Annotated in this window: 6 protein-coding genes and 1 pseudogene; 2 read left to right on the top strand and 5 right to left on the bottom strand. The window is 68.8% G+C overall.

The features are described from left to right. Nucleotides 1-208, top strand: a pseudogene (locus tag WBA11_RS04135) (hypothetical protein); the annotation flags it as partial. A 1-nt stretch (nt 209) separates the two neighbouring features. Here the strand turns inward: WBA11_RS04135 and WBA11_RS04130 are convergent. From WBA11_RS04130 to WBA11_RS04120, 3 genes are all read right to left on the bottom strand, one after another. Continuing rightward, complete coding sequence (locus WBA11_RS04130) at nt 210-722, bottom strand: metal-dependent hydrolase (RefSeq protein WP_424519459.1); 513 nt, start codon at nt 720-722, stop codon at nt 210-212. Nucleotides 723-842: 120 nt separating this feature from the next. After that, on the bottom strand, nt 843-2,705 hold the full coding sequence (gene murJ, locus WBA11_RS04125; protein WP_424519458.1) for a murein biosynthesis integral membrane protein MurJ: 1,863 nt from the start codon (nt 2,703-2,705) through the stop codon (nt 843-845). A gap of 1 nt (nt 2,706) precedes the next feature. Next, a complete protein-coding gene (locus WBA11_RS04120; RefSeq protein ID WP_424519457.1) occupies nt 2,707-3,144 on the bottom strand; it encodes a type II 3-dehydroquinate dehydratase in 438 nt (145 codons plus the stop codon). Between the two features lie 211 nt (nt 3,145-3,355). On the opposite strand from WBA11_RS04120, the gene WBA11_RS04115 reads away from it, so the two are divergent. Then, complete coding sequence (locus WBA11_RS04115) at nt 3,356-4,117, top strand: class I SAM-dependent methyltransferase (RefSeq protein ID WP_424519456.1); 762 nt, start codon at nt 3,356-3,358, stop codon at nt 4,115-4,117. On the opposite strand, the gene WBA11_RS04110 is transcribed toward WBA11_RS04115, so the two are convergent. Together WBA11_RS04110 and WBA11_RS04105 are read right to left on the bottom strand one after the other, a co-directional pair. Continuing rightward, nucleotides 4,114-4,974: an MBL fold metallo-hydrolase gene (locus WBA11_RS04110; protein ID WP_424519455.1), complete on the bottom strand. Its 861-nt coding sequence runs from the start codon at nt 4,972-4,974 to the stop codon at nt 4,114-4,116. The two genes, WBA11_RS04115 and WBA11_RS04110, sit on opposite strands and share 4 nt — an antisense overlap. Continuing rightward, a complete protein-coding gene (locus WBA11_RS04105) occupies nt 4,967-5,269 on the bottom strand; it encodes a hypothetical protein (protein ID WP_424519454.1) in 303 nt (100 codons plus the stop codon). The genes WBA11_RS04110 and WBA11_RS04105 overlap by 8 nt, the downstream gene beginning before the upstream one ends. Between the last annotated feature and the right edge of the window lie 246 nt (nt 5,270-5,515).

The following is a 5,515-nucleotide window of genomic DNA, read 5'->3' as shown; positions in this document are numbered from 1 at the left end:
GCCCGTCCTCGAGGACGCCGCCCGCCGGTTGCGCGCCTACGCCGGGACCATGGAGGTCCCGCTCGAGCACCGCTACGGCCGCACATCCGCCGTCGCCGACGAGACCGGCATCGTGTCCGTCCCGCCGCCAGTCCACGATCCCGTCCCGTTGCGTGTTGGGCTCGCCGTGGGAGCCGCGACGGTCGCCTGGCGCTTGCTGCGCCGGTAGGCTACCAGCCGGCCCCTTTGCGTCGGCCCGGCAGTCGCCACACCAGTCCGTCCATGACCAGGTGGCTGAAATACCCGATGACGGCGGCGCCGTAGAATGGGAGTCCCGCAAACGGCTTCTCGGGCGCCACCAACAGCGGCAAGGCGAGCAGCGGGCTCGGAATGATGAGCATGGCCCATGGCGAGTGCGTCCACCCTCGATGCTTCCCGATCGCCGGCAGGATGCAGAACAGGCCGAGGTACGCCGCCTGCTCGAACCGCTCGGCCGCGATCAGCACGACGTCGACCAGGAAAAAGATGGAGTAGAAGAGGTTCTGTCCCTTCGAGTTCGTATCGACGTCCGGCCACAGCCCGAACATCAGGCACAGCCCAAACAGCGCCAGCGGGTACGCGACCAACTCCACGTCCGAAAACTGGAGGTACGCCTGATCCACGGAGTAGACCAATGCCAAGCCGGCGAGGTAGACGGCATAGAACGCCGTCGCGCCGGCGAGATGTCCGCGGTATCCAGCCACAGGTTCGGGGGGTGACGCCCGAGAGTACGACGGCCAGCCGACGCTAGTCTGTCACGCCCTCGAGGACGGACTCAGCCAACGACCTCGAGGACGAGGAAGGCCGTGCGACCTCGAGGGCGATTAGTCCTTCGAGCGGCGCAAGAACCGGCCGATCCAGGCCTCGCCTTCCTCGAACCCGAGCACGTGGCCGAGCCCGAGGTACGTCGCCCCGTACACGCCGATCACGGCGAGCGCGTCGACGACGTTGGGAAGCGCGTCGTCGGGCACGAGCGCGACGATGAGCGCGGCCGGGATCGCCGCCAGCCCCGCGATCCCGAGCATCCGAGCGACGCGGCCGGCGGGGAGTCCGAACGACGGGGCTTCGCGACGGAGCGCCCAGCGGAGCAGGAACAGCTCGATCCAGGCGCCCACCGACGCGCCCAAGGCAAGCCCTACTGCCGCCAACGTCAGCATGCTGCCGTCGACCTCGAGGCCGATGGCCTCCGCCACCGTCACGCGGTCGAACGCGAACATGAGCCCGGCCCCGATCAGGCCCGAGACCGTCACACGTGCCACGGCGATCTTGGCCGGCGTCTTGGTGTCGCCCAGGGCGTAGAAGCTGTTCTGGAGCAGCCGGCTCACCGACGTCGCGCCAAGGCCGAGCGAGTACCCAGCCAGGATCAACGTGACGAGCCAGGTGTCCTGGGCCGCGAACGCGCCGCCGCCGAAGATCGCCGCCACGATGATGAGCCCGAACCCGAGGTAGCCCACGACCGTCGGGACCACGAGGTAGAGCATCTGGCGCGTCGATCGGTCGACGCGGTGTAGGAACTCGTCGAGCTTCTCTTTCGAGATCCGGCTCAGCTCCGGGAGTTCGCTCGCCGCCACGCTCATCCCGAACAGCGAGATCGGCAACATGTACAGGACGAGCGCCGGGCGGATGGCTCCCAACGTGCCCGCCGTCGCCAGCCCGGCCAGGACCGTGTCAACGTAGCTCGAGACCTGGGCCACGCCGCGACCGGCCACGACCGGCCCAAACGCCTTGCCGGCCTCTTTGACGCCCTCCACCTTCGTCGAGACCGAGAGCCGGAACCCCTTGATCAGTCGGAACACGAGTGGCAGTTGGACCGCGAACTGCAGGAATCCACCGACCAACGCGCCGATCACGGCCGCGGCCAGGAGCGTGTTGAGCGACGCCACCGGGACGACCTCGAGGGCGCCCAGCCCGAACGGGTCCTCGAACTGCGTCGTCGCGGCCCAGATCAAGCCCGCGACCGTCGCGATGTTCATCAGCGTCGGCGCGACGTAGGGCAGGAAAAAGCGGCGGTGACTGTTGAGCACGCCCAGCGCCCACGCGCTGAGCGCCAGGAAGGCCGCCATCGGGAGGGCGTACGTGAACAGGTCGACCGCGAGCGCGAACCGGTCCACGCCCAACGTGCCCGCGGCCACCTTCTCGGCGTCGCCGAGGAAGCCCGGCGCCAAGACGGAGACCACGAACTGCGCCGCGAGCACGCCGGCTAGGGTCAACGTCGCGGATACCGCGATCATGAGACCCAGGATGGCGCCTGCGAACCGGCCAGCGTCGCGCTCTCGCCCCTCCTCGATCATCCGGCTGTAGATCGGAATAAACGACGCAGAGAGGGTCCCCTCGCCCAACAGGTTGTTGAGCAGGTTGGCGCCCCGCATCAACAACTGGTACACGTCGAGGTGCGGCCCGACGCCGAAGAAGTAGGCCACGGCTTTCTCGCGGACCAGGCCCAGGACGCGGCTGGCCAGGATGCCGGCCATGATGAGCGGGGCGCCGCTCTTGGGCCGGTCCTCAGTGGCTTCTTCCGCTGGCGAGCCCGGCGCGGGATCGTTCTCAGCGAGCGTCTCGGCCCCGGGCTCGGGGCCACTCAGCCCGACCGACCCGAGCACATCGTCGGGTGCGGGCTCGTTCTGGGGCTCCGGGACCGACGCAGGTGGCGGCCGAGGCGTCTCGTCCTCGAGGTCGTCGTGGGACACGCTAGCCGGCAAAGTGCTGGACGGCCAGCTTGTAGCCGCCGACGCCCAGGCCCGTGATCACGCCGGTGCAGACGGCCGAGAGCAGCGACGTGTGGCGGAAGCTCTCTCTCGCGTAGATGTTCGAGATGTGGACCTCGAGGACGGGCGTCGTGATGCTCGAGACCGCGTCGCGCAGGGCGACCGATGTGTGGGCGTAGCCTCCCGGATTGAACACGACGCCGGCCGTCTCAACAGTGTCGGCGCTGTGGAGCGCGTCGATGAGCGCGCCCTCGCCACTGTGCTGCTGGAACTCGAGGGCGAGGTCCGGGAAATGCTTGCGCAGGTTCGACTCAATGTCGCCCAACGAGAGGGCGCCGTAGACGTCGGGCTCGCGCACGCCGAGCCGGTTGAGGTTGGGTCCGTTGAGGACCAGGACGCCAGGGCGGGGGGAGTCGGACATGTCGGTCAAGCTAGCGCCGCGAACGGAGCAGGCTCGGAGAGGGAACGCGAGAAGAGGAGAAGAGGTGTGCCGGCTGGGCAGCCGAGACACAACGGGTCAAGGATGCGTCGACCTCGAGGTCGTTCTGTGAGACCCGTCCTCGAGGACGGTGCCCGCCTCGAATCTTGAGGGGATGGCTACCGTAGCGGACGGCCTCCTCCCTCCCACCGAGATGCCCCGCTCCTCTTCGACCCCTGACGACTGGTTCTCCGACGACGCGTTCTGGGGGACCTCCTTCGGATTCATGTTTCCCGCCGATCGATTCGAGAACGCCGACGGCGAGCTCGAGGCTGTCTTTCGCCTCGTCGGACAAACGCCCCAGCGCGTCCTCGATCTCGCGTGCGGACCGGGCCGCCACGCCGTCGCTGCGGCCAAGCGAGGCATGGACGTCGTCGGGGTCGACCGGAGCGCGTTCCTGCTGAAGAAGGCCCGCGACCTCGCCACAAAGGAAAACGTCGAGGTCGAGTGGGTCCACGCCGACATGCGCGACCACGTCCTCGAGGGCGACGCCGACCTCGTCCTCAACCTGTTCACGTCGTTCGGCTACTTCGACGACGCCGCCGAGAACCGACGCGTCCTCGAGGGCGCGTACCGGAGCCTGCGGCCTGGCGGGTCTGTCGTCGTGGACGTGGCCGGCAAGGAAGTGCTGGCCAGGATCTTTCAACCGGCCTCCGTCGAGGACGGACCAGATGGAATGGTCGTGCAGCGCCGCTGGGTCACGGACGACTGGACCCGGATGGAAAACGAATGGACGTTCGTGAGCGACGACGGCGCCCGGTCGTTCCGATTGGGCCACTGGATCTACTCCGGTCGTGAGCTCCGCGAGATGCTTCAGGACGCTGGCTTCCACGACATCGCGCTCTACGGCGACCTCGAGGGCGAGAGCTACGGTCCGTCCGCGACCCGACTCGTCGCCGTCGCCCAGAAACCCTAGCGCGAGTTCGCCTCGACTTCGAGGACGAGCCCGTCGTAGGCCAGCCGCACGCCGTCCGGCAACGTCGCGTCGACCTCGGCGTGGAGCGCATTGTGCGTCACGTGCGTCAGCCACGTTTGGCGCGCGCCGACATCCTTCGCCACGGCCGCGGCCTCGAGGAACGTCAGGTGCGTCGGGTGCGGCTCGGGTCGCAACCCATCGAGGACCAACGTATCGACGCCTTCGAGGACGGCGCGCGCCGCGTCCGGCACCGAGCCGACGTCGGTGAGGTAGGCGAACCCGCCGATGCGGACGCCCATGACCTCGAAGTCACCGTGGGGTGCGGTGATCGGTGTGACCTCGACGGTCCCGCCGTTCGTCCGGCTCCCCACCGTGAACGGGCCGTCCACCGGGTGCAGGTCCAGGAGCGACGCGCCGGGGTACGTCCGGTCGAACACGTAGCGGAACATGGCCCGTAGCGCGTCCGCTGTTCCGGGACGGGCGAAGACGGGCACGGTCGAGCGCTCCTTGAAAAAGAACGGCCGCAGATCGTCGAGACCGGTGACGTGGTCGAAGTGCTCGTGCGTGACGACCAGCCCGTCCACGGCCTCGAGGCCGGCGCGCAGCGCCTGCGTGCGGAAGTCCGGCCCGACGTCGACCTGAACGTGCACGTCGCCCCCGGACGCGTGCGCCACGATGTGTGCCGAGGTGCGCAGCCGAGCGTCGCGCGGGTCATCCGAGGTGCAGACGGCGCAGGCGCACCCGATCACCGGCACGCCCGTCGAGGTGCCCGTTCCCAACAGCGTCACCGTCAGCGCCGGACTCGTCCTCGAGGACGAGTTGCCAGAGTGGTTCTCGTCCTCGACGCCACTACTCATCGTCGCCTCCCGACGGTACGTCCTCGAGGTCGGCGTCGATGCGCGTCCACGCGTCCTCGAGGGCGGCACGCAGAGCCGGGCGGAGGTACAGGTCGTCGACGCCGCCGCGCTCCCGGATGGCGTCGGCCAGGACCGTCGCCTGGGCCTCGGGCGGGTGGACGCGGTTGATCACGACCGCCGGCTCGCCCGCCACCAGGCACAGCCCGCCCCGAAACGTCCCCCGCTCCCGACGCACGCGCACGCCGAGCTGGCCGAGCACGTCCTCGAGGGCGGACACGAGAGTAGCGGGTTTCATAGTCGCGGGTTTTGGGGACTGGGGATTAGGTGTTGGCCAGAAGATGCATCTCCCCAACCCCTAAACCCCGGTCCCCAACCCCTCAAACGCTGTACTTCTTCAGCAGCGACCGCCCCGACTTCTGGTCGCGGACGTCGAACGCCAGCGGGTCGATGGTCGGGTCCTGCTCGAGCTCGAACGCGATCCCGCGGATGCCCAAGCGCCAGCGCGTCAGCGGCGACACGATGCCGCGACGGAGGTACGCCC

This window comes from Rubrivirga sp. (assembly GCF_049648075.1).
Lineage (GTDB): Bacteria > Bacteroidota > Rhodothermia > Rhodothermales > Rubricoccaceae > Rubrivirga.
Note: the sequence above shows the minus strand (reverse complement) of the source record. Positions and strands in the feature narration are given on the sequence as shown.

What these genes read in the sequence shown, in the direction of transcription:
- WBA11_RS04120 (WP_424519457.1), bottom strand. Translation starts at nt 3,144, where the DNA reads ATGTCCGACTCCCCCCGCCCTGGCGTCCTGGTCCTCAACGGACCCAAC.
- WBA11_RS04105 (WP_424519454.1), bottom strand. Translation starts at nt 5,269, where the DNA reads ATGAAACCCGCTACTCTCGTGTCCGCCCTCGAGGACGTGCTCGGCCAG.
- WBA11_RS04115 (WP_424519456.1), top strand. Translation starts at nt 3,356, where the DNA reads ATGCCCCGCTCCTCTTCGACCCCTGACGACTGGTTCTCCGACGACGCG.
- WBA11_RS04110 (WP_424519455.1), bottom strand. Translation starts at nt 4,974, where the DNA reads ATGAGTAGTGGCGTCGAGGACGAGAACCACTCTGGCAACTCGTCCTCG.